The organism is Streptosporangium brasiliense (assembly GCF_030811595.1).
GTDB lineage: Bacteria > Actinomycetota > Actinomycetes > Streptosporangiales > Streptosporangiaceae > Streptosporangium > Streptosporangium brasiliense.
In genome coordinates, this window is sequence record NZ_JAUSRB010000002.1 from 4,890,624 (window position 1) to 4,914,975 (window position 24,352).

The 24,352-nt window shown below is 71.5% G+C and carries 22 protein-coding genes and 1 tRNA gene; 13 read left to right on the forward strand and 10 right to left on the reverse strand.

Translation table 11 applies throughout. The features are described from left to right. Positions 1 to 26: 26 nt before the first annotated feature. Entirely contained in the window at positions 27 to 731 is a 705-nt protein-coding gene (locus J2S55_RS30890; protein WP_306868158.1) for a sensor histidine kinase, read from the reverse strand. A 195-nt stretch (positions 732 to 926) separates the two neighbouring features. Beyond that, the gene (locus tag J2S55_RS30895) at positions 927 to 1,640 is read right to left on the reverse strand and encodes a M50 family metallopeptidase (RefSeq protein ID WP_306868160.1); all 714 of its coding nucleotides are present in this window, start codon (positions 1,638 to 1,640) and stop codon (positions 927 to 929) included. Between the two features lie 83 nt (positions 1,641 to 1,723). Here J2S55_RS30895 and J2S55_RS30900 point away from each other — a divergent pair, with 83 nt between their 5' ends. The 3 genes from J2S55_RS30900 (at position 1,724) to J2S55_RS30910 (ending at position 4,287) form a co-directional block, all read left to right on the forward strand. Continuing rightward, entirely contained in the window at positions 1,724 to 2,644 is a 921-nt protein-coding gene (locus J2S55_RS30900) for an amidohydrolase family protein (RefSeq protein WP_306875628.1), read from the forward strand. 13 nt (positions 2,645 to 2,657) lie between these two features. Continuing rightward, positions 2,658 to 3,134: a nuclear transport factor 2 family protein gene (locus J2S55_RS30905; protein WP_306868162.1), complete on the forward strand. Its 477-nt coding sequence runs from the start codon at positions 2,658 to 2,660 to the stop codon at positions 3,132 to 3,134. A 91-nt stretch (positions 3,135 to 3,225) separates the two neighbouring features. Further along, a complete protein-coding gene (locus J2S55_RS30910) occupies positions 3,226 to 4,287 on the forward strand; it encodes a magnesium and cobalt transport protein CorA (RefSeq protein ID WP_306868163.1) in 1,062 nt (353 codons plus the stop codon). 127 nt (positions 4,288 to 4,414) lie between these two features. Here the strand turns inward: J2S55_RS30910 and J2S55_RS30915 are convergent, their stop codons facing one another. After that, positions 4,415 to 4,765 (reverse strand): hypothetical protein, encoded by a 351-nt coding sequence (locus J2S55_RS30915; protein WP_306868164.1) that lies wholly within the window; start codon positions 4,763 to 4,765, stop codon positions 4,415 to 4,417. A gap of 191 nt (positions 4,766 to 4,956) precedes the next feature. After that, on the reverse strand, positions 4,957 to 5,529 hold the full coding sequence (locus tag J2S55_RS30920) for a phosphotransferase family protein (protein ID WP_306868165.1): 573 nt from the start codon (positions 5,527 to 5,529) through the stop codon (positions 4,957 to 4,959). Positions 5,530 to 5,558: 29 nt separating this feature from the next. Here J2S55_RS30920 and J2S55_RS30925 point away from each other — a divergent pair, with 29 nt between their 5' ends. Continuing rightward, positions 5,559 to 6,302, forward strand: a complete 744-nt coding sequence (locus J2S55_RS30925) for a class I SAM-dependent DNA methyltransferase (RefSeq protein ID WP_306868167.1) — start codon at positions 5,559 to 5,561, stop codon at positions 6,300 to 6,302. Positions 6,303 to 6,475: 173 nt separating this feature from the next. On the opposite strand, the gene J2S55_RS30930 is transcribed toward J2S55_RS30925, so the two are convergent. Both J2S55_RS30930 and J2S55_RS30935 read right to left on the reverse strand, forming a co-directional pair. Beyond that, a complete protein-coding gene (locus tag J2S55_RS30930) occupies positions 6,476 to 7,165 on the reverse strand; it encodes a hypothetical protein (RefSeq protein WP_306868168.1) in 690 nt (229 codons plus the stop codon). A gap of 295 nt (positions 7,166 to 7,460) precedes the next feature. Continuing rightward, complete coding sequence (locus J2S55_RS30935; RefSeq protein ID WP_306868169.1) at positions 7,461 to 9,671, reverse strand: thiamine pyrophosphate-dependent enzyme; 2,211 nt, start codon at positions 9,669 to 9,671, stop codon at positions 7,461 to 7,463. Between the two features lie 207 nt (positions 9,672 to 9,878). Between J2S55_RS30935 and J2S55_RS30940 the strand changes: the two genes are divergently transcribed. The 4 genes from J2S55_RS30940 to J2S55_RS30955 all read left to right on the forward strand — a co-directional run bounded on the left by J2S55_RS30940 (position 9,879) and on the right by J2S55_RS30955 (position 13,384). Then, the gene (locus J2S55_RS30940; RefSeq protein WP_306868171.1) at positions 9,879 to 11,270 is read left to right on the forward strand and encodes a hypothetical protein; all 1,392 of its coding nucleotides are present in this window, start codon (positions 9,879 to 9,881) and stop codon (positions 11,268 to 11,270) included. A 406-nt stretch (positions 11,271 to 11,676) separates the two neighbouring features. Continuing rightward, the gene (locus J2S55_RS30945; protein ID WP_306868173.1) at positions 11,677 to 11,958 is read left to right on the forward strand and encodes a hypothetical protein; all 282 of its coding nucleotides are present in this window, start codon (positions 11,677 to 11,679) and stop codon (positions 11,956 to 11,958) included. Between the two features lie 49 nt (positions 11,959 to 12,007). Next, positions 12,008 to 12,376 carry a hypothetical protein gene (locus J2S55_RS30950; protein WP_306868175.1) on the forward strand — a complete coding sequence of 123 codons (369 nt, stop codon included), beginning with the start codon at positions 12,008 to 12,010 and terminating at the stop codon, positions 12,374 to 12,376. Between the two features lie 675 nt (positions 12,377 to 13,051). Beyond that, positions 13,052 to 13,384 (forward strand): TraR/DksA family transcriptional regulator, encoded by a 333-nt coding sequence (locus J2S55_RS30955; protein WP_306868177.1) that lies wholly within the window; start codon positions 13,052 to 13,054, stop codon positions 13,382 to 13,384. Between the two features lie 88 nt (positions 13,385 to 13,472). Here J2S55_RS30955 and J2S55_RS30960 read toward each other — a convergent pair whose 3' ends face one another. After that, a complete protein-coding gene (locus J2S55_RS30960; RefSeq protein WP_306868179.1) occupies positions 13,473 to 14,072 on the reverse strand; it encodes an SACE_7040 family transcriptional regulator in 600 nt (199 codons plus the stop codon). A gap of 88 nt (positions 14,073 to 14,160) precedes the next feature. Here J2S55_RS30960 and J2S55_RS30965 point away from each other — a divergent pair, with 88 nt between their 5' ends. The 4 genes from J2S55_RS30965 (at position 14,161) to J2S55_RS30980 (ending at position 19,953) form a co-directional block, all read left to right on the forward strand. Next, positions 14,161 to 15,729, forward strand: a complete 1,569-nt coding sequence (locus tag J2S55_RS30965) for a carboxyl transferase domain-containing protein (RefSeq protein ID WP_306868181.1) — start codon at positions 14,161 to 14,163, stop codon at positions 15,727 to 15,729. A gap of 54 nt (positions 15,730 to 15,783) precedes the next feature. Next, positions 15,784 to 17,751: an acetyl/propionyl/methylcrotonyl-CoA carboxylase subunit alpha gene (locus J2S55_RS30970; protein ID WP_306875631.1), complete on the forward strand. Its 1,968-nt coding sequence runs from the start codon at positions 15,784 to 15,786 to the stop codon at positions 17,749 to 17,751. Between the two features lie 85 nt (positions 17,752 to 17,836). Beyond that, positions 17,837 to 18,793: a hydroxymethylglutaryl-CoA lyase gene (locus J2S55_RS30975; RefSeq protein WP_306868182.1), complete on the forward strand. Its 957-nt coding sequence runs from the start codon at positions 17,837 to 17,839 to the stop codon at positions 18,791 to 18,793. Positions 18,794 to 18,795: 2 nt separating this feature from the next. Next, complete coding sequence (locus tag J2S55_RS30980; protein WP_370879717.1) at positions 18,796 to 19,953, forward strand: acyl-CoA dehydrogenase family protein; 1,158 nt, start codon at positions 18,796 to 18,798, stop codon at positions 19,951 to 19,953. A gap of 166 nt (positions 19,954 to 20,119) precedes the next feature. On the opposite strand, the gene J2S55_RS30985 is transcribed toward J2S55_RS30980, so the two are convergent. From J2S55_RS30985 to J2S55_RS30995, 3 genes are all read right to left on the reverse strand, one after another. Then, a tRNA-Pro gene (locus J2S55_RS30985) sits at positions 20,120 to 20,193 on the reverse strand. A 307-nt stretch (positions 20,194 to 20,500) separates the two neighbouring features. After that, positions 20,501 to 21,085, reverse strand: a complete 585-nt coding sequence (locus J2S55_RS30990) for a nucleosidase (protein ID WP_306868186.1) — start codon at positions 21,083 to 21,085, stop codon at positions 20,501 to 20,503. 310 nt (positions 21,086 to 21,395) lie between these two features. Next, a complete protein-coding gene (locus tag J2S55_RS30995; protein ID WP_306868188.1) occupies positions 21,396 to 22,556 on the reverse strand; it encodes a hypothetical protein in 1,161 nt (386 codons plus the stop codon). A gap of 417 nt (positions 22,557 to 22,973) precedes the next feature. On the opposite strand from J2S55_RS30995, the gene J2S55_RS31000 reads away from it, so the two are divergent. Continuing rightward, positions 22,974 to 24,305 carry a glycoside hydrolase family 6 protein gene (locus J2S55_RS31000; RefSeq protein ID WP_306868190.1) on the forward strand — a complete coding sequence of 444 codons (1,332 nt, stop codon included), beginning with the start codon at positions 22,974 to 22,976 and terminating at the stop codon, positions 24,303 to 24,305. The last annotated feature ends 47 nt before the right edge of the window (positions 24,306 to 24,352 follow it).

The following is a 24,352-nucleotide window of genomic DNA, read 5'->3' on the forward strand; positions in this document are numbered from 1 at the left end:
CTGGGCTTACGCATTAAAAGTGAAACTTATTCGGAAAAATTCCGGGGAACTTCGGCGACCAGGTTGAACCAGCCGCCCTCGCCGGCGCTCACGCGCACCGTGCCCCCAAGCCGGGCCAGGCGGTCGCGCAGATTCCCCAGGCCGTCGCCGGCGGGCGGCCGGGGGCTCCGCCCGGGGACGCCGTCGTTGGCGACGGTCAGGCGGAGCAGGCCGTCGTGCTCGGCCAGCTCGATCACGCATGTCCTGACCGTGCTGTGCCGGAGCATGTTGGTGACGCCCTCGCGGACCACGGTCCCCAGCGCGGCGCTCACCTCCCGGGGCAGCGCGGTGGCGTCCACCCGGACCGAGCAGTCGGCGCCGAAGCTCGCGAGAAGGGCCTGGGCCCGCATGCTCTCGCCCTGGAGGGACAGGTGGCGGTGGGCCTTGGAGACGTTGCGCACGGCGTGCGCGGCGTGCCGTACGGCCTGGAGCGCCTCGCCCAGCTCCCCACGCAGGCGTGCGTCGCCGGCCGCCCGCCGGTAGGCCAGCTCGCTTTTGATCGAGGCCAGCCAGAGCCAGTGGCCCACCAGGTCGTGCATGTCCCGGGCGAACTCCTCGTGCGCCCGCGTGACGGCCCTCTCCTGCTCGGCGCGGAGCCGTCTGATCCGCAGCGCCAGGACGACCGTGACGCCCAGTGATATCAGGACGGTTCCGGCTATGACGGCTACGGCGACGTATAGCTGGGGTGGCATCGACCGGCTCTCACTGGAAGGGACGGCATACCTGGACATAAACTCAAGAAATTGTTTAACTGTCAATAAAGAAGAACAATACTCTGGTCGCAGAGGTGATCGGAAGAATGGCGACAGTCCTAATCCATAACAGGCTGTCATAACCCCATATGACCGGGCGGGAGACCCGGCGTGGCCGAGGCCCGTCGGTTGAGCTCAGTGGAGGGCGAGCGGCAGCGGGACCAGCAGGTAGGTGCCGCCGAACAGGGCCGCCGCGGCCACCAGCAGGAACAGCAGCACCCAGAACCCGCCGGGCAGGAAGGTCAGCCGGGCGAGCTGGTCGGCGTCGGAGTCGGGGGCGCGGCCGCGCCGCCGCTTGCGCTGCAGCTCCACGATCGGCCGGACGCCGCCGAACAGCAGGAACCAGACGGCCAGGTAGGCGAGGACGGCGTCGACGTTGGGCGGCGCGTACCAGGTGAAGGCGGCTATCGCCCCGCCGGTGGCCAGCAGGCTCACCACGCCGAACAGGTTGCGGATCAGCAGCAGCATGCAGCAGAGCAGCGCGATCACGATCGTGATCAGGATCGCGACGTAACCCGAGGCGGTCAGCCACGCCCCGCCGAGCCCCAGCAGGGACGGGGCGACGTATCCGGCGGCGGCGGTCAGGATCATCCCCGGGCCGGTGGGCCTGCCCCGGGTCAGCGTGACGCCCGAGGTGTCGGAGTGCAGCCGGATGCCCTGCAGCTTGCGCCGGGTGAGCAGCGCCGTCAGCGCGTGCCCGCCCTCGTGCGCGATCGTGATCAGGCCCCGGGAGAGCTGCCACGAGGCGGACCACGTCACCGCGGCCAGCGCGGCCAGCGCGGCCAGCAGCACGATCCACAGGGGAGGCCCCGCCTGGGGCGTGGTCAGAGTCACCCAGACCTCGGACAACGATCACTTCTCCTTAACGGCGTCGGGACAAGAGCGTCCCATGACATCCGGTGTGTCGGCGATAAAGTCGGGACGTGCAGAACATGATTCCGGAACCCGCCGACGCCGACGTCCCCGCCTGGTGGCGGAGACTGGGCCTGCCCGGTCTGGTGGACGTGCATGTCCACTTCCTGCCCGAGCGCATGGAGCGCCGGGTCTGGCACCACTTCGACCACGGTGGCCCGCTGATGGGGGAGGGGTGGCCGATCCGCTACCGGCTGCCCGCCGAGGAACGGGTCGCCCGGCTGCGGGAGCTCGGGGTACGGGTCTTCCCCGCCCTGGCCTACGCGCACCGGCCCGGCATGGCGGCCGACCTCAACGCCTGGACCCTCGACTTCGCACGGCGTACCCCCGGATGTCTCCCCTCGGCCACCTTCTACCCCGAACCTGGAGTCCTTGGCTACGTGCGGGACGCGCTCGACCGGGGGGCGCGCGTCTTCAAGGTCCATCTGCAGGTGGGGGACTTCGACCCCAGGCTCAAGGAGATCGACGAGGTGTGGGGGCTGCTGGCCGACCGGGGCGTCCCGGTCGTGGTCCACGCCAGCTCGATCCCGCTCCCGGGCCGCTGCACCGGCCCGGTGCCGATCGCCGGGGTGCTGGCCCGCCACCCCCGCCTGGCGGTGGTCATCGCCCACCTCGGCATGCCGGAATACGACGAGTTCTTCCAACTGGCCGAGGCGTACCCGGATGTGCGGCTCGACACCACGATGACCTTCACCGACTTCGCCGAGCGCGGCACGCCCTTCCCCGACCGCCTCAGGCCGCGCCTGCGCGAGCTGGGCCTGGCCGGCAAGGTCCTGCTCGGCAGCGACTTCCCGACCATCCCCCACCCCTACGCCCACCAGCTCCACGCGCTGGAGCGCCTGGACCTCGGCGACGACTGGCTGCGGGCGGTGTGCTGGGACAACGCCGCCCACCTGCTCGGTCTCACCCCCGATTACACTCGGTCAACGGGAAATCGATGATCGGGAGACCCGAGTGAACGACCAGAACGCAGCGCTCATCAGGACCTTCTACGGTGCCTTCGGACGTCGCGACACCGACGCGATGGAGCGCTGCTACCACCCCGACGCCACCTTCGGCGACCCCGTCTTCCAGGACCTGGAAGGACGCGACAGGGTCATGGGCATGTGGCGGATGCTGCTCGGGCGCAACCGCGACGTCGGCGTGACCGTCGGCGACGTCAGCGCGCGCGACCACGACGGCGCGGCGCACTGGACGGCCCGTTACACCTTCGGCACGACGGGCAGGGAGGTCGTCAACGAGATCGACGCCCTGTTCCGGTTCGAGGACGGTCTGATCGTCCGGCACCATGACGCCTTCGACTTCAAGCACTGGTCCAAAATGGCCCTGGGCAGGCCGGTCGGTCTCTTCCTCGGCTGGACCCCGATGTTCCGGGCGACGATCCGGGGTAGGGCGTTGCGGTCGCTGGAGGAGTTCATGGCGGCCGGATGAGGAGACGGATGTGACTGATCGGCGGGTTCGGGGACTGCGGAGTCTGACGCGTGGGCGTCCCGGAGCCGTGCGGGACTCTCCCGAGCGGTCGATGGATCCGCGTCCGGCCGGTGACGAGCCGCCCGCGCCCCACTCGCGCGTCATCGACAACGCCGTCTATGTGAACGGCCGGCGGACCGCCACGCCCGGATCACTGCCCGAGGCCTTCGAGTGCCTGAAGAACACCCCCGACAGCATGGCCTGGATCGGCTTCTACCGGCCGGCGGACGCGGTGATCTTCAACGTGGCCGAGGAGTTCGACCTGCACGAGCTGGCCGTCGAGGACGCCATCGTCGCCCACCAGCGGCCCAAGGCCGACCGCTACGGCGACACGCTGTTCGTGGTGCTCCGTCCGGCCAGATACGTCGACGAGGCCGAGGAGGTCGACTTCGGCGAGCTGCACCTGTTCATCGGCCAGAACTTCGTGATCACCGTACGGCACAGCGAGGCCCCCGACCTGTCGCAGGTCCGCCGCCGGATGGAGAGCGATCCCGAACTGCTCCGCCAGGGCCCGCAGGCGGTGCTCTACGCCGTCATGGACGCGGTCGTGGACGGCTACGCGCCCGTGGTCGCCGGCCTGCAGAACGACATCGACGAGATCGAGGTCCAGGTCTTCGGCAACGAGCCCGGCGTCTCCCGCCGCATCTACGAGCTCTCGCGCGAGGTGATCGAGTTCCAGCGGGCCACCCGGCCGCTGCTCGGCATGATCGAGGGGTTCGTCGCGGGGGCGGACAAATACGGGGTGGACCAGGAGCTGCAGAGATATCTGCGCGACGTCGCCGATCACGCGATCACCGTGGCGGAGCGGGTCAGCGGCTTCCGCCAGATGCTCCACGACATCCTCGTGGTCAACTCGACCATGGTCGCCCAGGCCCAGAACGAGCACATGACCAACCTCACCGAGGCCAGCAACGCCCAGAACGAGGAGGTCAAGAAGATCTCCGCCTGGGCCGCCATCCTGTTCGCCCCCACCCTCGTCGGCACCATCTACGGCATGAACTTCGAGGTGATGCCCGAGATCCACTGGGCCCTGGGCTACCCGTTCGCCGTGCTGCTGATGGCCGGCGTCTGCACGACCCTGTATCTGGTCTTCAAACGCCGCGACTGGCTGTGAAGCCCGCACGCCGTGCGCCGGAGCGCCGGGAGCTCTCGGCGGGCCGGGAGGTCCCGGGCAGGTGACCACTCCCGCGCGGGGACGTGCAGGAGCGCCGGGGCAGGGCTCGGCGCTCCTGCACGGAAGATCAGCCGAGCTTGGCCAGGATGAGGTCGAGCTTCCCGTCCATGGAGTCCACCCGGCCCTCCATGGAGGTCATCCGGTCGGTCAGGGTGTCGACCTTGGCATCCAGAGTGTCGATCCTGGTCCCCAGACCGCTCACTTCGGCGGCGAGCGCCGAGAGGTCCTCTTTGGTGGCCATCCTGTTCATGACCTCTTCGAACATCGGAGAGGCGTACGCCATGACCTCCTCCCGGACGGTCGCGGGGAGATCGTCCAGCGTCTCCTTGATGCCGGCCAGGTCCCAACCTGCCCTGAACGCCCAGGACTCGAGGTCTGTCACGCGCTGACCGGTGCTCTTCATCGCCACGTCGGGCATGGTGTCTCCTGCTTGGGAATCGACGGAGGATCGTCGGTGCGCGAACCGGTCCGGGGGTCCGTGACACTGCGTGGCCAATTCAACACGATTCCGCCGGGAGTGGGGGTGGGTTCCGCGGCTCCCGGTCCGCCGTGGGCCGCGACGGCGTTTCCCGGAGTTCAGGCCCCGCCGCGTCCCGTGCGGCCGACGGGTCAGGGCAGTCGCTGGTCGGCGCTCTGTTCCAGCCACGCGACGATGTGCCGTACATAGCTGTCGACGTGCGCCAAGGGTCTGCCGTCGAGCGCCGCGACGAGATGAGTGACACCGAACGTCCGGTCCCAGACCTGGGCACGCCGGTAAGTGGCGCTGTCGACGGCTTCACGGAGGTTGTCCCAGCCGTGCACCCAGCCGATGGTGGCGGCGTCGACCGCCGGGTCGAACAGCTGGGCCCGGTCCCAGTCCAGGACGCCGATCAGCTTGCCGTCGGCACTCCAGTGGATGTTGTCCCCGCCGAGATCGCCGTGGACGAGACAGTCCGGGACCGGTTCCAGGGCCAGCGCGTCTTCGAGGCGCCGCCGGCCGTCGTCACGCCACTTGCCGAGCAGGCGCGGAATGACATCTTCGGCCAGGATGTCGGCCCCGTCCGGCTCGAACGCGCCGGCGTTGCATCCTAGAGGCCGATGTCCCGAGCCGGTGCGGCCGTGCTCCCCGGCCGGCGGCAGGGCCGCGCACGGCCGGCGTCGTGAACGCGTCCGCGACCGCGGGGCCGCAAAAACATTGGACAACGCCTGTGGCCACGGCCATCGTTGCCGACATGCGACAGGAAGAGATCTGGGACGTCGATGCCGCCCAGCGCTATGACACGCCGGGCACCGGCATGTTCGCGCCCGAAGTCCTGGAACCGGCCGTGGACCGCCTCGCCGGACTCGCGGGCGACGGACGGGCGCTCGAGTTCGCCATCGGGACCGGCCGCGTGGCTGTGCCGCTCGCCGGGCGAGGAGTGTCCGTCACCGGCATCGAGCTGTCGCCCCCGATGATCGACCAACTGCGGGTGAAGGCGGACGGAGCGACGATCCCGGTGATCGTCGGCGACATGGCGACCGCCACCGCTCCGGGGAAATACGCACTCGTCTATCTCGTCTACAACACGATCTCCAACCTGCCCACCCAGGCCGAGCAGGTCGCCTGCTTCCGCAACGCCGCCCGCCACCTCACCCCCGGCGGCCGGTTCGTGATCGAGCTCTGGGTGCCCGAACTGCGCAAGCTCCCACCGGGTCAGCAGGCCACGGTCTGGCACTGCGAGCCCGGCTACATCGGCTTGGACACCTACGACGTGCTGCGCCAGCACGTCGTGTCGCACCACTTCAGGTTCGACGAGAGCGGGCGGGCTCAGCTGTTCCGCAGCCCGCACCGCTACATCTGGCCGGCCGAGCTCGACCTCATGGCTCAGCTGGCCGGGTTCGAGTTGGAGACCAGGCACGCCGACTGGTCCGGGGCCGACTTCACCGCGGAGTCGCGTTCTCACGTGTCCGTTTATCGCCTCCCGCCGGACCGCTGATCCGCGCGGAGGGTGAAATATCGCACCCCTCTCGAAACAAGCTGTAAGTGATACAGGAGATGGCGGTCCGGCTCTTTCCGGCGCTGAAATGCCCCGGCCGTCAGGCGTCCGGGGCATTTCTCTTCTCGTGCGCCGGGAACGCCCCGCCGGACGGACCGGCGGGGCGGCGGCGTTTAAAGCGTCTGGAAATAGAAGCGGTAGGCGGTGCCGTCGTGCAGCATCGCCACCCGGCCGACATCGCTGTTGGCCGGATAGCCCTCCAGTTTCAGGTGGGGGACGGAGTTGTGGCCGTACTGGTATTCGTTCGCGGCGGCGTTCCACGAACCCTGGGAGATCATGTCGTTGTGCCCGTACTGGAAGGTGTAGAGGCGGTAGGCGGTGCCGTCGTGCAGCATCGTCCAGCGCGACCAGTCGGTGTCGGCCGGGAAACCGGTGACCTTGAGGGTGGGGATGTAGTTGCCGTACGACCACTGGTAGGTCGACGTTCCCGGCACCCAGACGAACTGGTAGAGGGTGGTGGGGTCGCCGAGTCGGCGCAGGTAGGCGTGGTAGGCCTCACCGCTGTGCAGCAGCGAGATACTGCTGCTGTCGGCGTCGGCGGGCGCGTTCGTCAGGGTGAGCACCGGGATCGAGTTGTGGCCGTAGGCGTATGACGTCCCGTTCCAGGCGAACTGGTAGAGGGTGTCGCGGCTACTGCCCTTGAAGACATAGAGGCGGTAGGCGCTGCCGTCGTGCGACATCGACCAGCGCCGGAAGTTGGCGTCGGCCGGCGCGCCGGTGATCGGGATGTTGGGGACCGAGTTGTAGCCGTACCGGTAGGTGTCGGTTCCGGGAACCCAGGCGCCCTGATTGACGGAGACCATCGATCGACCCTCCATGCGTGAAAAGAATGATTTCCGTGACGCATGCTGCGCTATGAGACGGTAAAGCAGTGCGGTGGATTCCGCCAGTGAGTTCCCGTCGCGAGCTATAAGGGCTGGAAATAGTCTCCATCTCGATAGGTATTCGAATGCGATAAAAGGGATTGTTTGGACATTTTGCTATGGTGACGCCGGATGGGCGGGGGAATTATCCGGCGATATTCGCGATATCCGGCCATGCTGAATATGAGAAGGTCCGTGTCGCCGTGCGGTCCGGCGCCGGCCTCCCGCGGCGGGCTCAGCCCAGCAGCTTGCGGGCGGCGTCCTCGATGTCGCTCTCCGACAGCAGCACGTGCTGGGCGGCGTCGCCCAGGGGGATGAAGCTGTCGGCCGAGGTCACCCGGGCGATCTTGCCGGTGAAGCCGGCGTCGAGCAGCTCGGCGACGATGCTCTCCGAGACACCGCCGGTGCGGCGGGTCTCGTCGGCGATCAGCACCTTGCCGGTCAGCTCCGCCGCGCGCAGCAGGTCGTCGATCGGGAGCGGCGACAGCCAGCGCAGGTCCAGCACCCGGCAGCTGTAGTCTTCCGCGGTGAGCCTGACCGCGGCGCGCAGGCTCATCCGCAGGCCATTGCCGAAGGTCACGATGGTCAGGTCGCGGCCGTCGCCGTAACTGCGGGCGCGGCCGATCGGGATGTGCGTCTCGGCCCAGCGGGCCGGCGGCACGTATGGCGACAGCCAGCCGCCGTCGCCGTCGTCGAACAGGTCACGGGTGTTGTAGAGGGCGATCGGCTCCAGGAAGACGCAGACGCTGCCGTCGGTGCGGGCGGCGGCCAGGCAGGTGCGCAGCATGGAGGCCGCGTCGTCGGGCCGCGCGGGGGAGGCCACGACCAGGCCGGGGATGTCGCGCAGCGCGGCGACGGAGTTGTCGTTGTGGAAGTGGCCGCCGAAGCCCTTCTGGTAGGCGTAGGAGGCGACGCGGACCACCATCGGGTTGCGGAAGGCCCCACGGGAGAAGAAGGGCAGCGTCGCGGCCTCGCCCCGGATCTGGTCCAGCGCGTTGTGCAGGTAGGCGAGATATTGGATCTCGGGCACCGGCAGCAGCCCGGAGACGCCCGATCCGAGGGCCAGGCCGAGCACGGCCTGCTCGTCGAGGAGGGTGTCGAACACCCGGCCCGCGCCGAAGCGCTTCTGCAGGCCGCGGGTGACGCCGTAGACGCCGCCCTTGCGGGCCACGTCCTCGCCGAAGACCAGCACGTCGGGGTGGGCGGCCAGGGTGTCGGCCAGCGTCCGGTTGATCGCCTGGGAGAGGGTCAGCGGGCCCTCCTGCTCGGGCAACCTGCCGCCGAAGGCCCGCTCCCTGGCGGTCGCCGACACCGCGCTGGCCGGGGCGACGGCCTTGGGGGTGCGGGGGGCCAGCGGCGCGGTGATGTCGGCGGCCGAGGTCAGCCGGGGCCGCCGGGAGCTCTCCATGGCCATCTTGAGCAGGTGCTCCCGCGTCGTCTCGTAACGCAGCAGCAGCTCGTCGGGGGTGGCCAGGCCCGCCTCCACGATGAGCCGGGCGGTGGTGACGAGCGGGTCGCGCTCCAGGTCGGCGTTGATCTCCCGCTTGGTCCGGTAGGACAGCTCCACGTCGGAGCCGGCGTGACCCATCAGCCGGACGGTGCTGATGTGCAGCAGGGCGGGGGAGCGGTGCCTGCGGACGTGCTCGGCGGCGGCCGCCGCCACGTCGTGGACGTCGGCCAGGTCGCAGCCGTCGGCCGCGAAGTATTCCAGCAGTCGGTGGCGGGCGGCCTCCACCCAGCCGTTCGGGGTCCGCACGCTGATGCCCAGGCCGTTGTCCTCGCAGACGAACAGCAGCGGCATGGCCAGCCCCTGGTAGGAGGCGTAGGCGGCGGTGTTGAGGCCGGACAGGGCGCTGGCGTGGTTGGCGGAGGCGTCGCCGAAGCCGCACACCGCTATCGCGTCGCCGGGCCACGCGCCCGTGAGGCCGAGCTGGCGGGCGCGCTCGACGGCGAAGGCCACGCCCACCGCGCGCGGCAGGTGGCTGGCGATCGTGGAGGTCTGCGGGATCACCGCCAGGTCGGGGTGGCCGAACACCTTGTGGCGGCCGCCCGCGATCGGCTCCTCCGCCGAGGCGGTCAGGCCGAGCAGCACATCGCGCAGCCCCTCCTCCGGCAGGCGCCCGGCCATCGCGGACCGGGCCAGGTAGAAGGCCCCGGAGCGGTAGTGCAGCAGCGCGGGGTCGGTGGCGCGCACCGCTGCGGCGACGGCGACGTTGCCCTCGTGCCCGGCCGAGCCGATGGTGTAGAAACCCTCGCCGTGCTCGCGCAGCCAGCGCGCGGTGACGTCGAGGAGCCTGCTGCCCAGCTGGAACTCGAACAGCTCGCGGCAGCGGGCCCCGGTCAGGGTGGTCCCCTCCCGCACGGGCATGCCGGGATCACGCGGAGGCCCCGGGGTCAGGGCGGCCAGCGCCTCGGTGAAGTGGGTCTCAACAGTGTCACGCGCCACAGCTTGATTATGTCCCCATCGATGGTCGCCGTCCCGGAGCTTGGCGTCTTTGGGCCCTCGGAGGGCTGTGGACCGGTCCTATTCGACAGTTATTAATAACAACTTGTCAGATCTATCAACCAATTGCCTTTCTTGTACGTCTACTTGAGAGAAGCAACGTGGCACCCTCATGCCGCGTTCAGCCAACGGGGAGGATGGACAACCCGAATGTTGCAACGCACCCGAGCCATCATCGTCGCGGTGGCCATGGGAGCCGGAGCAGTCGCTCTCGCTCCTTCCGCGACGGCTGTGGCGGGGACCTCAGCGGACCCCGTCGTCTCCAATGTGGAGATCGATCCGAGCCCGGTCGTGGTGACCGGATCGCCGGTCACGGCGAAGTTCAGCTTCACCACGACCGCCGCGGGCAAGGCCGAGTTCCAGATCAAGGCGCCGGGCGTCGGCGCGTGGACCTCGCTCGACGTCAAGCCCAGCCCGCACGGCACCGAGACCAAGTGGACCGCCTCCAGGACGTTCGACGCCAAGAGCACCGCCGGGCAGTGGAGCTTCCTCGCGATCGCCCACAGCGGCGACGGCAAGGAGGACTCGACGCGCGGCAAGTTCACCGTCGACGTCAGGAAGGCACTCGACACCAAGATCGTCAACTTCGACGCCTCTCCCGACGACGTCGCCAAGGGCGACGCCATCGAGGTCACCGGCAAGCTGCTGCGTGACAGCGGCGGCTGGAGCGGCTACGGCGACCAGCCCGTGACGATCACCTTCCGGGAGCAGGGCACCGACGCCTTCCGGCACGTCGCCAAGGTCGAGACCGGCCGCAGCGGCTGGTTCAAGGCCAGGGTCAAGGCCGAGGCCACCGGCTGGTGGCGCGCGGAGTTCGCCGGTAACGGCGGCGCCACCTCATCGGTCAGCGATACCGACCGCGTCGACGTCAGGAACGCCCCCAGGGCCGTCGACAGCCGGATCGTCGACTTCGGCGCCCGGCCCGACCCGGTGGACGAGGGTGACCGGCTGAGCGTCCGCGGACGCCTGCAGCTCGACACCCGGCACGGCTGGGACGGCTACTCCGGCAAGAAGGTCGCCATCCTGTTCCGCGCCAACGGTTCCACCCGCTGGGACCACGTGGCCAGTGACTGGACCGACCGCTACGGCCGCTTCGGCGCCGACGTGACCGCCAAGCGTTCCGGTCACTGGCGTGCCGAGTTCGCCGGCAACGGCGGAGTCAAGGGCAGCAGCAGCTACGCCGACCACGTGACGGTCCGCAGGAACCAGCCGGAGCCGGAGCGCGAGGCCAGCCGCGTCATCAAGTTCAACGCCTCGCCGGAGCCCATCCGCTACGGCCGCTACCTGAAGTTCACCGGCAAGCTCCAGGTCGACGACACCTCGGGCTGGGAGGGCTACCGCGCCAAGGTCGCCCTGTACTTCAAGGCCAAGGGCTCGCACACGTGGAGCTACGTCAAGACCACGCGGTCCAACGGCAGCGGCAACCTCTACACCAAGACCAAGGCCTACAAGTCCGGTTACTGGAAGTTCGTCTTCAAGGGTGACGGCGACTTCTACGGTGACTCCAGCCAGAGCGACTACGTCAAGGTCGTCAGGCGCTGAGGTGAGATCGGGGTCCACTCCCCGTGAGCGGACCTGACAGACGGCGGCCCGGGTGCTCGAGCACCCGGGCCGCTCGCATGCTCCAGAAGGGGTCCGCACGCTCCAGGAGACAAGCGCTCCGGGGGACAGGCACTTCAGAGGGATCCGCGCTCTCCGGGGGGCAGGGGACAAGCGCTCCGGGGGCAGACGCTCTGAAGGGACAACGCCTCAGGGAAGAGACGCTCGAAGGGACAACGCCCGGGGGTAGGCGCTCCGAAAGGACAACGCTCCGGGGACAGGCGCTCCGGGGGGACACAGGAGACGGGGGACAAGCGCTCCGATTGCGGGGCGTCGCTTTGCCGGTAGCAGACACGGCCGGTGCGAGCATCGTCTGAGAGCCGGAGCCGATCATGCCAACGGGGGAGAGATGCTTCGAGAACTGACCCTGGCCGCGGCCGTCGCGGCCGGACTGACGGTCGCCGCGCCGGCCGTCCGGGCGGCCGTCGCCTGCCCGCCCACATCCTCGTGCGCGACCGCCCGCTGCGGCGCCGGCCGGATCTGCGTGCCCTCCCCCAAGAAGTGCGTCACCGCGCCGTGTCCCCAGTACGACTGCGTGTCGGTGATCCCGCTCCCCATGGAACGCGTCCCGGCCCCCCGGCCGATGGTGACGGGCCCCCCGGCGGCCGCCTCCGCGCCCCTGCCCATGTGACCCTCCGCGTGAAGTGCCCTTTCACGGGGAGTGGGCTATGGTCGAGACGATGAGGGAACCGCGGTGGGTCACACCCAGGCCCACTGCCGCAGCGGCCGTGGTGGGCCTCGTTCTTGCCGTCGTCCTGTCCGCCGTCGCCCCTTCCCCGTGGTCCGGCGGATGGCGTCCCACCGGGGCCGACACCGGTCTCTGGGTCCCGCCGCCCGCCGGCGCGCACCAGTCGACCGCGCCGAGGCTCACGCCGAGCGGGACGGAGCACCTGCCGACGCCGGGGCAGCTCCGTCACCTCCTGGCCGTGGTCGCCGCCGTGGCGTCCCCCGTCCTGCTGCTGCTCGCCTGGCTGAACGCGGGCCCGGCGGCCAATCCCCGGCGTACGGTCCAGCGGATCGTCACCCTGCGCAGTCCTCCACTCTCCTAGACCCTCCTCTTCTCCGGTCTCACCGGGCTTCTCCGGCCTCCACCGGGCCGCGGGCCCGGCAGGGGTCCCGGACCATGTGGTGCGGGCGGCTCGCCGTCCGGGACCGCCCCGCCGGGACCGCCCCGCCGGGGCGGCCACATGCCGGGGTCCGCGGCGGCGGGCGGGCCGGACCCGTCCTCGCCGCGGACATGCCGGGCGGGCCACCGGGATCGGCATGCCGGCCGGACGGCCGGACGGCCGGACTCCGGGCGGCCGGCCTCTGCCGGCGCGCGGGGCGTCCGTCGCGCCGCGGTGGCCGTGACGGGCCTGCCGTACCCGGCGCGGTGCCGTCCGCGCGCCGGGCTGTCCGTGCTGCCTGCGCCGTCCGTGCTGCCTGCGCCTGCCGTGCCGTCCGCGTATGCCACGCCGTCCTCCGGGGCGGCGGCGCGGGGCGCGATCCCGGAGCCGGGCCGTGCCCGCGGCCGGACCGGGCTGTCACATCCGGTGAGTCGGCCGGGCTGTCACATCCGGTGAGTCGGCCGGGCTGTCACGTCCGGTGACCGGGGCCGGCCGGCACGCCCGTGGCCGGACCGGACGTCGTCCTCGGCGCGCTCCGACACTCGCGCGCGCCTCTTCACCTTCACCGCTTCACGTGTCTTCTTCGCTTCACGCGTCTTCCGAAAGGACCCGAACATCATGTCTGTCGACATCCACCTCAGCGCCGTCCAGCTCGGCATCCTCCGTGAGGAGCTCGAAGAGCAGCTGTTCCGCTGGACCAAGCAGCTCGCCGAGCTGGAGGCCGCGGTGAACGACGACGCGCTGGAGGTCTCGGCGAAGCCGGAGCTCCTGGCCGACATCGTCTCCGCCGAGCGGAGCACCGCCGTCGTGCGCCACGCCCTGCAGGACATCGCCGAGCTGACCTACGGCCGGTGCGACGGCTGCGGCCTGGGCATCCCCTTCGAACGGCTGAAGGCCCGGCCCCTGGCCCGTTTCTGCATGGAGTGCCAGCGCCGCCACGAGAGCGGCTGAGACGGTGACGCCCGTGGCCGCCCGCCCGGCGGCCACGGGCGTCACCCGGGGGACCCGCCCGTTGGAGATCCCTTGATGTTAATAGGCGCTAACTTTGCACCGCGGCGAGCGCGGTGCGGGCCATGCCCCGCAGCAGCTGGGCCATCGCCTCGGACGTGAGCTCGCCCGCGCTGTGCGGGGTGGAGTTGAGCAGGCCGAAGACGGCGTGGGTCGCGGCGCGCAGGCGCGGCGGGGGGCAGGCCGGGTAGAGCTCGCTCAGCACGGTGACCCACTCCTCCACGTAGAGGCGCTGCAGGCGGCGGATCTGGCGGCGGGCGGGCTCGGGGACGTTGCCCAGTTCGCGGTCGTGCACGGTGATCAGCGCGGGATGGCTGAGCGCGAACTCGATCTGGCCGGTCAGCAGCGAGTCGAGGGCGTGCTCGGCGTCGGGGGCCCCGGTCACGCGGCCCGCCGCCGAGGTGTGCAGACGCTCGCTGATGTCCAGCAGCATCTCCGCCAGCAGGGCCTCCTTGCCGCTGAAGTGCCGGTAGAGGGCGGGGCCCGAGGTGCCGACCGCGCCGCCGATGTCCTCGATGGAGGTGCCGTGGAAGCCGCGGGCCGCGAACAGCTCGGCGGCGGCCTCCAGGATCTCCGCGCGCCGGGACCCTCGGTTGCGGGAGGAGGTCTGGGCAGTCGTCACATCTCGCATGGTAGACGGTGACGTTAATGATGACTAACATCGATAGTGAAGTTAGTGACCGCTAACTCACGGCGACGGAGCCGGACAGGAGGCTCGCATGAGTGGCTGGCCGGTGCTGCGAAGCACCTGCGACCCGGGCGGCGAGGAGTTCAAGGGCAACGCGGAAGTCAACGAGCGCCTGGCCGCCGACCTGCGAGAACGGCTCGCGGCCGCGGGGCTGGGAGGTCCGGAGAAGTCACGGGCCAGGCACGTCTCGCGGGGCAAGCTGCTGCCCCGCGACCGGGTGGACACCCTGCTCGACCCGGGCTCGCGTTTCCTGGAGCTCTCCCAGCTCGCCGCCAACGGACTGTACGGCGACGAGGCCCCCGCGGCCGGGATCATCACCGGCGTAGGCCGCGTCTCCGGCCGCGAGTGCGTGGTCGTCGCCAACGACGCCACGGTCAAGGGCGGCACCTACTACCCGATCACGGTCAAGAAGCACCTACGGGCCCAGGAGGTCGCCCTCCACAACAACCTGCCATGCGTCTACCTCGTCGACTCCGGCGGTGCGTTCCTGCCCAAGCAGGACGAGGTCTTCCCCGACCGCGAGCACTTCGGCCGCATCTTCTACAACCAGGCCACCATGTCGGCGCGCGGCATCCCGCAGATCGCCGCGGTGCTCGGCTCCTGCACCGCGGGCGGCGCCTACGTCCCGGCGATGAGCGACGAGGCGGTGATCGTCCGCAACCAGGGCACGATCTTCCTGGGCGGCCCGCCGCTGGTGAAGGCGGCGACCGGAGAGGAGGTCACCGCCGAGGAGCTGGGCGGCGGCGACCTGCACGCCCGGGTCAGCGGCGTCACCGACCACCTCGCCGAGGACGACCCCCACGCGCTGCGGATCGTCCGCGACATCGTGGCCACCCTCGCCCCGCGCTCCCCGGCGCCCTGGCAGCGCGTCCCCACCGAGGAGCCGGCCCACGATCCCCGCGACCTCTACGGGATCGTCCCCGCCGACACCCGCACGCCGTACGACGTGCGTGAGATCATCGCCCGCGTCGTGGACGGCAGCCGGTTCCTGGAGTTCAAGGCCGAGTACGGTGCCACGCTCGTCACCGGCTTCGCCCACATCCACGGCCACCCGGTCGGGATCGTGGCCAACAACGGCATCCTGTTCGGCGAGTCCGCGCTCAAGGGCGCGCACTTCATCGAGCTGTGCGACCGCCGCGCCGTCCCCCTGGTGTTCCTGCAGAACATCAGCGGGTTCATGGTCGGCAAGGCCTACGAGGCCGGGGGCATCGCCAAGCACGGCGCCAAGATGGTCACCGCCGTCGCCTGCGCCCGGGTGCCCAAGTTCACCGTGGTCGTCGGCGGCTCGTTCGGCGCGGGCAACTACGCGATGGCCGGGCGCGCCTACTCCCCCCGGTTCCTGTGGATGTGGCCCAACGCGCGCATCTCCGTGATGGGCGGCGAGCAGGCCGCGAACGTGCTCTCCACGGTCGGCAACGCCGACCCCGACGCCATCCGCAGGCAGTACGAGGACCAGGGCAACCCCTACTACTCCACCGCCCGCCTCTGGGACGACGGCGTCATCGACCCCCTCGACACCCGCACCGTCCTCGGCCTGGCCCTGTCGGCCTCGGCCAACGCCCCTCTCGACCCCGTCGGCTACGGCGTCTTCCGGATGTGACCGCCCCATGACCCACTCACCCGCTCCCCAACCGCCTCGCGGGGGCCGCTCATGATGTTCGACACCGTCCTCATCGCCAACCGGGGCGAGATCGCCCTGCGGATCATCCGCACGCTCCGGGAGATGGGCATCCGCTCCGTCGCCGTCCACAGCGACGCCGACGCCGGCGCGCGGCACGTCCGTGAGGCCGACGTCGCGCTCCGGCTCGGCGGCGGCTACCTCGACGCGGACCGGATCCTGGAGGCCGCCGCGGCCTCCGGGGCCCAGGCCGTGCACCCCGGATACGGCTTCCTGGCCGAGAACACGGCCTTCGCCCGGCGGTGCGCCGAGGCCGGGCTGGTGTTCATCGGCCCGCCGCCGTCGGCCATCGAGGCCATGGGCGACAAGATCCGTGCCAAGGCCACCGTCTCGGCGGCCGGGGTCCCGGTCGTCCCCGGCGGCGCCGAACCCGGCGACGACCTGATCGACGCCGCCGGACGGATCGGCTTCCCCGCGCTGATCAAGCCCTCGGCGGGCGGCGGCGGCAAGGGCATGGTGCTGGTGCGCGCGGCCGCGGAGCTGCCGGAGGCGCTGGACTCCGCCCGCCGTACGGCGGCCGCCGCGTTCGGCGACGCGACCCTGCTGATCGAGCGGTATGTGGACAACCCCCGCCACATCGAGATCCAGGTGCTGGCCGACGCGCACGGCAACGTCGTCCATCTGGGCGAGCGCGAGTGCAGCCTCCAGCGCCGCCACCAGAAGATCATCGAAGAGGCGCCCTCCCCGCTGCTCGACGCCGCGGCCCGGGCGGCCATGGGCGCGGCGGCGGTCGAGGCCGCCAGATCCGTCGGCTACGTCGGCGCCGGGACGGTGGAGTTCATCGTCGAGGGCGCGAGCGGTGACTACTACTTCATGGAGATGAACACCCGCCTCCAGGTCGAGCACCCGGTCACCGAACTGGTCACCGGCCTGGATCTGGTCGAGCTCCAGATCAGGGTCGCCGCCGGGGAACCGCTCCCGTTCACCCAGGACGAGGTACGGCTGCGCGGCCACGCCGTCGAGGCCCGCGTCTACGCCGAAGACCCCTCCCGCGGCTTCCTGCCGACCGGCGGCCGGATCCTGGCGCTGCGCGAGCCCGGCGACGTCCGGGTGGACTCCAGCCTGATGGCCGGCGGCGTGATCGGCAGTGACTACGACCCGATGCTGTCGAAGGTCATCGCCTGGGGGCCGGACCGGGCGAGCGCGCTGCGCCGGCTGGACGGGGCGCTCGCCGCGACGACCGTGCTGGGCGTGCCGACCAACATCGCCTTCCTGCGCGCGCTGGTCACCCATCCGCGGGTGGCCGCCGGAGAGCTCGACACCGGTCTGGTCGAGCGGCACCTCGACGCGCTGGTCCCCCACGAGGCCGTCCCCGCCGACGTCCTGGCCGCGGCGGCCCTGGTCCTGCACCGCGAGCGCGTGCCCGCGGCGCCGGCCGACCCGTGGGAGGTGCCCGACGGCTGGCGGCTGGGCGAGGCGGCGTGGACCACCTGGCGGCTGGAGAGCCGTGACGGCGTGGCCGAGGTGCTGGTGCGGGGGCTGCCCGGGTCCGCGGCCGGAGCCGAGGTCCGCCTGCCCGCGGACCGGGAGGCCGTACGGGCGAGCCTGTCGGGAGACGGCGACGAGCTGCTGGTCACCCTCGGCGGGACCCGGCGGCGCTACGCCGTCGCCCGGGACGGCGACACCGTCTGGCTGGGCCGCGACGGGAACGCCTGGGCGCTCACCCGGCACCACCTCGGCGACCCCGGCGACCGGGCGGGCGCGTCCGGCACCGGGGACGGGGTGGTCCGCAGCCCGATGCCCGGCACGGTCCTCGTGGTCAAGGTGACGGCCGGGGAGCGGGTCGCCGAGGGGCAGCCGCTGCTCATCGTCGAGGCCATGAAGATGGAGCACACCGTGACCGCGCCGGTCGACGGAGTGATCGCCGAACTGCCGGCCCGTGCCGGGCAGGCGGTCGACATGGACGCGGTGCTGGCGGTCGTCCGGCGGGACGGGGAGGCGTGATGCGGGAGCCGTACGGGGCCGCGACGGCGGGGCGGACGGGCGTGACACGGGAGCCGTACGGGTTCCCGGCGGAGCCGGAGGAGTCATGATGCGGGAGCCGTACATGGTCCGGGCGGCGGGGCTGCCGGAGCGGGTCACGGTCTACGAGGTCGGGCCCAGGGACGGGCTGCAGAACGAGCCGATGGTCGTCCCCGTCGAGGTCAAGGCCGAGTTCGTCGCCCGGCTGGCCGCCGCCGGGCACCGTGTCATCGAGACGACCAGCTTCGTGCACCCCAAGTGGGTGCCCCAGCTCGCCGACGCCTCGGAGCTGCTGGCGGGCATGGAGCGGGTGCCCGGGGTGCGCTACCCGGTGCTGGTGCCGAACGAGCGCGGCCTCGACCGGGCGCTGGAGCACGGCGTCCAGGAGATCGCGGTCTTCGCCAGCGCCACCGAGACGTTCGCCCGCAAGAACCTCAACCGGACGCTGGAGTCGCAGTTCGAGATGTTCGAGCCCGTGGTCGCGCGGGCGCTGGAGCACGGCCTGAAGGTCAGGGCGTACGTCTCGATGTGCTTCGGCGACCCGTGGGAGGGGCCCACGCCGATCGGCCAGGTGGTCGCCGTCGGCCGCAGGCTGCTCGACCTCGGCTGCGCCGAGCTGTCGCTGGGCGACACCGTCGGCGTCGGCACCCCGGGGCACGTGGCCGCGCTGATCGGAGCCTTCGGCGGACCCTCCCGCCTGGCGGTGCACTTCCACGACACCTACGGCCAGGCGCTGGCCAACACCCTCGCCGCCCTCCGCGAGGGCGTGACCGTGGTGGACGCCTCCACCGGAGGCATCGGCGGCTGCCCGTACGCCGAGAGCGCCACCGGCAACCTCGCCACCGAGGACCTGGTGTGGATGCTGCACGGCCTCGGCGTCGAGACCGGACTGAACCTCGAATCGCTGGTGGAGACCAGCACCTGGCTGGCCGCCGAGCTCGGCCGGCCCAGCCCTTCACGGGTCGTCCAGGCCATGGGCACCGGCCCGGCCCGCCCGACGACCGACCGAAACGTCAAGGAGTGACGATGCCCAAGCTCAACGAGGACTACGAGGACCTCCGCAAGACCGTCGAGGCGTTCGCCCACGACGTGGTGGCCCCGGTGATCGGGGACCTCTACGAGCGTGCGGAGTTCCCCTACGACATCGTGCGGCAGATGGGCGCGATGGGCCTGTTCGGGCTGCCGATCCCCGAGGAGTACGGCGGCATGGGCGGAGACTACTTCGCGCTCTGCCTGGCCCTGGAGGAGCTGGCCAGGGTCGACTCCAGCGTCTCCATCACGGTGGAGGCCGCGGTGTCGCTGGGTGCGATGCCGATCTACCGGTTCGGTACGGCGGAGCAGCGGGCCCAGTGGCTGCCCCGGCTGACGTCGGGCGAGACGCTGGGCGCGTTCGGCCTGACCGAGCCGGGCGGCGGCTCCGACGTGCCCGGCGGCATGCGGACCACGGCCGTGCTGGACGGCGACGAGTGGGTGATCAACGGTTCCAAGGCGTTCATCACCAACTCCGGCACCGACATCACCGGTTTCGTCGGAGTGGCCGCCATCACCGGCGAGCGCGCCGACGGCAGGCCGGAGATCTCCACGATCCTGGTGCCGTCCGGGACGCCGGGCTTCACCGTCTCGAAGAAATACTCCAAAGTCGGCTGGAACTGCTCCGACACCCGCGAACTGGCCTTCACCGACTGCCGGGTCCCGGCGGAGAACCTGCTCGGCGAGCGGGGCCGCGGCTACGCGCAGTTCCTGCAGACCCTCGACGAGGGCCGCGTCGCGATCGCCGCCCTCTCGGTCGGCCTGGCCCAGGGATGCGTGGACGAGTGCCTGCGCTACGTGCGCGAGCGCCATGCGTTCGGCCACCCGATCGGCCACTACCAGGCCATCCAGTTCAAGGTCGCCGACATGGAGGTCCGCACCCACACCGCCCGCCTGGCCTACTACCACGCGGCGGAGAAGATGCTGGCCGGGGAGCCGTTCAAGAAGGAGGCGGCCATCGCCAAGCTCGTCGCCGGCGACGCGGCCATGGACAACGCCCGGGACGCCACCCAGATCTTCGGCGGCTACGGGTTCATGAACGAATACCCCGTCGGCCGTTTCTACCGCGACGCCAAGATCCTGGAGATCGGCGAGGGCACCAGCGAGGTGCAGCGCATGCTGATCGCCCGCGAGCTGGGACTGTCCGACCTCTGAGCCGCTGACGCACCGGGCACCGGCGCTCCGCCCCGGCGGGCGCCCGGTGCTCGGTCGAAGGTGATGAGGGGCCGGAGCGGAGGTAAGAGACTGTGCTGTGACATCGCCCCGGTCTCGGCCGCCGCCCTTGCCGGAGTGCCGGCGGTCCGGCCGTTCCGTGCATGCGTCGGGACGACAGGATTTGAACCTGCGACCCCTTGACCCCCAGTCAAGTGCGCTACCAAGCTGCGCTACGTCCCGGTCGTCCCGCGCTCTCGGGCGGGACGGCACAACCTTAGCGCAGATGGGGCGAGCACGCGCACCGTGGTGTCATGGGCGCATTCCGGACAGGCGGTGCACGAGAAACGCCGTCCGAGGCGGCCGGGACCGGGCGGGGCCGGCTGTCACGCGCGGCCGGATGGTCCATGCGCCGCCGGACGGCCCATGCGCCGCCGGACGGTCCGGAAGCCGTTGCGCCGCGCAAACGCCCGCCCTGGCGGGACGGGGCTCGAAGGAGGCGCCGTCGCCCGTCTCCCGTCCTGAACGCTCTCCGCTCAGGACGGGGGGATCAGGACTGACGGGCCAGGTGCCGGTCGGCCCAGTCGGCCAGGACCCGGGCGCAGTCGGACACCGACTCGCGCCAGCTCCTCGCCGCGCCGTCCCCCGCGTCGTCACTGACGTGCTTGACGACGCGGATCGGGACGTCGGCCCGGGCGGCGGCCGCGGCCAGGGCGTAGCCCTCCATGTCGACCAGGTCCGCCCGGGCCGCGAGGCGCTCGCGCGCGGCCTCCTCCGCGATGAAGGCGTCGCCGGTCGCCAGGACCGGGCCGCCGTCCGCGTTCAGCGTCAGCGCCGCCCCGTAGGTCTCGCCGGTGAGGGTGCGCAGCAGGTCGGTGTCCAGGTCGTGCTGGATGACGGTGCCGATGACGTGGGTGCCCGTCCACCCCGGGCGCAGTGCCCCCGCGGTGCCCAGGTTGACGATGTGGGAGGGGTGGGGCCTGCGGGCGAGGACCGTGGCCAGCGCGACCGCGGCGTTGACCTTGCCCATGCCGGTGAGCAGCACCGGTAGGTCCAGGTCAAGGAACTGTGCCTCTTCCCTGACCGCGAGCACGAGCAGTGGGCGGTCAGCGGTGATTCTCCCGACGAGTTCCATGGCCATACGGTAGGTCCTCGCTCCGGTGGCTCCGATACCGGGTGGACCGTCGCTCCCGCGGCGTCCTCCGCCTCCTGACCCCGTGCCGGAATGCCAGGACGCCGGAATGCCGGAATGCCGGAATGCCGGGAGACTCGGTGGCCGTCGCCGGGAGTCCCTCGGAGGTCGACGCTCCGCGCGTCGGCGTGCCGCCCGTGATCCGGGCCCGCGCCGGCCACGGGTGGCATGCCGGGCAGGTCGAGGGTTTCTGGCGGGCCGCCGGCGGACCGGATCGCCTCCTCGTGGCCGTCCCCGCGCGCCGGACGGGCGCTCACCCGGCCTCCGGGGCCGTCCGCGTGCGATCCGGTGTGCCGGCGACGGCGCAGACCGGGCGGGTCCGGGCGGCGTAGGAGCGTGCGGCCACGAGGAGACCGATGCCCAGGCCGGCGAAGGCCAGGCCACCGAATTCGATCATCCACGGGCTGACGGTGCCGCCGCCGGACGAGAGCCCCTTCCCCCCGGCGAGGAGCACGGCGCCGGTGACGGTGAGCGCCGTCCCGTACAGGGCCAGCGTGACGCCGGTCAGCCAGGCCGGGATCAACGGCAGCAGGCGCGGCACCCGCCGCCCGGACAGCGGCAGGGTCCACCGGGGGAACACCTGCCCCCACGGGTACATCAGGCCCAGCATCAGGAACCAGGCGAGCATCGCCGCCAGCACGGTGAAGTCGACGCCCACCGACGCCAGCGCCCTCACCAGCCCCGACCCGCCGGCGCTCGACTCCCGCCACTGCCGGGCGGTGATGCCGAGGGCGTCACCGCCCAGCGTCCAGACGGTCTTGGTGATCGCCCACGGAAGGAGCCCGCACATGCCGGCGTATACGGCCACGCGGACCCTCACCGACGCCGTGGAGGCGGCCGGGTGGGCCAGCGGGCCGTCGATGCCGCCGGAATGCGCCCGGCCGCACCGCGGGCACCGGCCGCGCAGCCGCCGCCGGAAGGACAGGCCGGTGACCAGCAGCAGCCCGGCGCCGGCGGTGTCCAGCAGCAGGTGGGTCAGGCCGGCGCCGCCCGACTCCACTCCGGATCCCGAGATCAGGAACACGAACTCGACCGGCGCGCCGAAGGTGCCCAGGACGAACACCGGGATCACGGCGCTCAGCGCCGCCCCCACCGCCACCCGGCCGGGCCCACCGCGGACACGGGTGCCGGCCAGGCAGGCCCCGGCGGCCAGGACCGCCAGGCCCGCCAGGGCGAGCTGAGCGGCGGGCGGCAACGGACGGTTTGCGAACGGCAAGGCTGTTCCGGTCACCACCCAGGCGACCTGGACGGCGGCGTACAGCACCCCCCACGCCGCCGCGGCGTAGGGCGCCCACAACGGCCACCGGCGCCAGCGCGCCGTCCACCCCGGGTCCCCGGACAGTGGCCAGGGGCCACCCGGCGCCTGAGAGTCCGCAGGGGCAGTCATCATGACCTCCAGATGTTCCACGACCATTGACCCCAAGATCGCCCAGCGCCCATGGCGGTCACCTCCCCCACGCGGGCCAGCCGCTTCCCCCGCCCGGGGGAGCCCGGGGGAGCCCGGAGGGGAAGGCGCGGCCACGCCGGCGGGGCCGCCACAGCTCAGGGGCTGCCGTGGCCACGCGTCCGTCCCGGGCCGGGAGCCGTACTCTCTATGCCGCGTCCGTGGCCGTGAGCCTCCGTGCCGGGCCGGGAGCCGTATCCTCTACGCCGCGTCCGTGGACGCGAGTCCCCGTGCCAGGCCGGGGTGTGAAACTTTCAACGGTGCCGGACGGTGCTCTCACAGCTCAGCGACGTGGGCGGTGAGCGGGTGACGGCCGGGGCTGTGGCCGGGGGTGGGCGCGCCGCTATGGTGGGAGCGCTCCCATATCTCCCTCGAAGGAGCCGATCCATGTCAAGAAGGTCCGTTCTGGCCGCGCTCTGCGCGGCCCTGGTCGTCGCGACCGGCGCCGCGGTGTCCGTGGCCTCCGGAGCGTCCGCGGCCGACTCCCCGTTCTACGTCGACCCGGAGACCAGCGCGGCAAGATGGGTCGCCGCCAACCCGGGCGACTCCCGCACGCCGGTCATCCGTGACCGTATCGCCGCCGTCCCGCAGGCGCGCTGGTTCACCACGACCAATACCTCGGCCGTGCGCGGTCAGGTGTCGGCGTTCGTCGGCGCCGCAGCGGGCGCGGGCAAGATCCCCATCCTGGTCGTCTACAACATCCCCAACCGCGACTGCAGCGGGGCAAGCACCGGCGGAGCCCCCAACCACACGGCCTACCGGCAGTGGATCGACGAGCTCGCGGCGGGTCTTCAGGGGCGTCCCGCGACGATCGTCCTGGAGCCCGACGTGCTCCCGATCATGACCGGCTGCATGAGCCCCTCCCAGCAGCAGGAGACCAACGCCTCCATGGCCTACGCCGGCAAGAAGCTCAAGGCGGGCTCGCCGGCGGCGAAGGTGTACTTCGACATCGGGCACTCCGGATGGCTGTCGGCCGCCGAGGCCGGAGCCCGGCTGCGGGCCGCGGACGTCGCCAACAGCGCCGACGGCATCTCCCTCAACGTCTCCAACTACCGCTGGAGCTCCACCGAGGTGGCCTACGCCAAGAATGTCATCTCCGCCAGCGGCGTCTCCCGGCTCCGCGCGGTGATCGACACCAGCCGCAACGGCAACGGCCCGCAGGGCAGCGAGTGGTGCGACCCGGGCGGGCGGGCGATCGGCACGCCGAGCACGACCGCCACCGGCGACTCGGTGATCGACGCGTTCCTCTGGGTCAAGCTGCCCGGCGAGGCCGACGGCTGCATCGCCGGCGCCGGGCAGTTCGTGCCGCAGCGGGCCTACGAGCTGGCCATGGCGGCCCCGCCCACCTCCACCCCGACGCCCACCCCGACCGTGACCCCCACGCCTACCCCCACACCGACGCCGACCGGCGGCAAGGCGTGCACGGCCACCTACAAGGTGGTCAACTCCTGGCAGGGCGGCTTCCAGGCGGAGGTGACGGTCAAGAGCACCGGCGAGGCGGCCATCGCGGGCTGGACGGCCGGTTGGTCCTTCCCGAACGGCCAGAGCGTCACCCAGCTCTGGAACGGCCAGCACACCCAGAGCGGCGCCGCCGTCTCGGTGCGGAACGCCTCCCACAACGGCGCTCTCTCCCCGGGCGCCTCGACGTCCTTCGGCTTCACCGGTAGCTGGTCCGGGACCAACGGTGTGCCGACCTCGGTGAACTGCGCCGCCGCCTGACCCGGTGGCGCGGTCGGGGCCCGGTACGGCTCGCGTGGAACGTGCTC

Bases quoted from the DNA above. Each gene is read 5' to 3' on its own strand.
- J2S55_RS30900 (WP_306875628.1), top strand. From the start codon at position 1,724: ATGATTCCGGAACCCGCCGACGCCGACGTCCCCGCCTGGTGGCGGAGA.
- J2S55_RS30990 (WP_306868186.1), bottom strand. From the start codon at position 21,085: ATGGAACTCGTCGGGAGAATCACCGCTGACCGCCCACTGCTCGTGCTC.
- J2S55_RS30995 (WP_306868188.1), bottom strand. From the start codon at position 22,556: ATGGTCGTGGAACATCTGGAGGTCATGATGACTGCCCCTGCGGACTCT.
- J2S55_RS30925 (WP_306868167.1), top strand. From the start codon at position 5,559: ATGCGACAGGAAGAGATCTGGGACGTCGATGCCGCCCAGCGCTATGAC.
- J2S55_RS30955 (WP_306868177.1), top strand. From the start codon at position 13,052: ATGTCTGTCGACATCCACCTCAGCGCCGTCCAGCTCGGCATCCTCCGT.
- J2S55_RS31000 (WP_306868190.1), top strand. From the start codon at position 22,974: ATGTCAAGAAGGTCCGTTCTGGCCGCGCTCTGCGCGGCCCTGGTCGTC.
- J2S55_RS30970 (WP_306875631.1), top strand. From the start codon at position 15,784: ATGTTCGACACCGTCCTCATCGCCAACCGGGGCGAGATCGCCCTGCGG.
- J2S55_RS30980 (WP_370879717.1), top strand. From the start codon at position 18,796: ATGCCCAAGCTCAACGAGGACTACGAGGACCTCCGCAAGACCGTCGAG.
- J2S55_RS30890 (WP_306868158.1), bottom strand. From the start codon at position 731: ATGCCACCCCAGCTATACGTCGCCGTAGCCGTCATAGCCGGAACCGTC.
- J2S55_RS30975 (WP_306868182.1), top strand. From the start codon at position 17,837: ATGATGCGGGAGCCGTACATGGTCCGGGCGGCGGGGCTGCCGGAGCGG.
- J2S55_RS30910 (WP_306868163.1), top strand. From the start codon at position 3,226: ATGGATCCGCGTCCGGCCGGTGACGAGCCGCCCGCGCCCCACTCGCGC.
- J2S55_RS30965 (WP_306868181.1), top strand. From the start codon at position 14,161: ATGAGTGGCTGGCCGGTGCTGCGAAGCACCTGCGACCCGGGCGGCGAG.
- J2S55_RS30950 (WP_306868175.1), top strand. From the start codon at position 12,008: ATGAGGGAACCGCGGTGGGTCACACCCAGGCCCACTGCCGCAGCGGCC.
- J2S55_RS30930 (WP_306868168.1), bottom strand. From the start codon at position 7,165: ATGGTCTCCGTCAATCAGGGCGCCTGGGTTCCCGGAACCGACACCTAC.
- J2S55_RS30940 (WP_306868171.1), top strand. From the start codon at position 9,879: ATGTTGCAACGCACCCGAGCCATCATCGTCGCGGTGGCCATGGGAGCC.
- J2S55_RS30915 (WP_306868164.1), bottom strand. From the start codon at position 4,765: ATGCCCGACGTGGCGATGAAGAGCACCGGTCAGCGCGTGACAGACCTC.
- J2S55_RS30945 (WP_306868173.1), top strand. From the start codon at position 11,677: ATGCTTCGAGAACTGACCCTGGCCGCGGCCGTCGCGGCCGGACTGACG.
- J2S55_RS30960 (WP_306868179.1), bottom strand. From the start codon at position 14,072: ATGCGAGATGTGACGACTGCCCAGACCTCCTCCCGCAACCGAGGGTCC.